The sequence below is a fragment of the Kluyvera intermedia genome, assembly GCF_021440345.1.
Classification (GTDB): domain Bacteria; phylum Pseudomonadota; class Gammaproteobacteria; order Enterobacterales; family Enterobacteriaceae; genus Kluyvera; species Kluyvera intermedia_A.
In genome coordinates this window covers 1-680 of sequence record NZ_JAKCNS010000140.1, presented here as the reverse complement: position 1 = coordinate 680, position 680 = coordinate 1, and the positions used below count along the sequence as shown (strand labels likewise).

At 53.5% G+C, this 680-nt stretch carries 1 protein-coding gene; it reads left to right on the top strand.

The window, feature by feature from the left end:
* Positions 1 to 125 precede the first annotated feature (125 nt).
* Positions 126 to 680, top strand: a 555-nt coding sequence (locus LZ634_RS22225; protein WP_234508902.1) for a radical SAM protein, incomplete at its 3' end; no start/stop codon positions are given.

Genomic DNA, 680 nt, shown 5'->3' with positions numbered 1-680 from the left:
GGCGGGGTTTTTTGTTTTCTGCTATTCCGTACATCTCCCGCCGCAACAAACGCCCCTTTCGTTTTTCATCATGGCAGTACTATCTTCTTCCCAATGGATATTGCTTTACTCAGGAAGGAGTGAACATGCTGCAACAGGTTTCGACGCGTGCGTTTCACGCGATGGCAAAGCCGAGTGGTTCAGAGTGCAATCTGAACTGCGCCTACTGTTTTTATCTCGAAAAGCACGCCTTATACTCCTCTCACCCATCGCTACGCATGGATGATACGACGCTGGAGGCTTATGTCCGTGGCTATATTGCCGCTAGCGAACCGCAAAATGAGGTCGCCTTTACCTGGCAGGGCGGAGAGCCGACGCTGCTGGGATTGGATTTCTACCGGCGTGCCGTGGCTCTGCAACAGAAATACGGTGAGGGGCGACAGATCAGCAATAGCTTTCAGACCAACGGCGTACTGCTGGATGATGAGTGGTGCCAGTTCCTGGCGCGGCATCAGTTTCTGGTAGGGTTGTCGCTTGATGGTCCGGCAGAGATCCACAACCAGTATCGTGTGACGAAAGGCGGCCGCCCAACGCATAAGCTGGTGATGCGTGCGCTGGGATTGCTACAAAAACACCGGGTTAACTACAACGTGTTGGCCTGCGTTAACCATACCAGCGTCCGTGAACCACTGCAGGTCTAT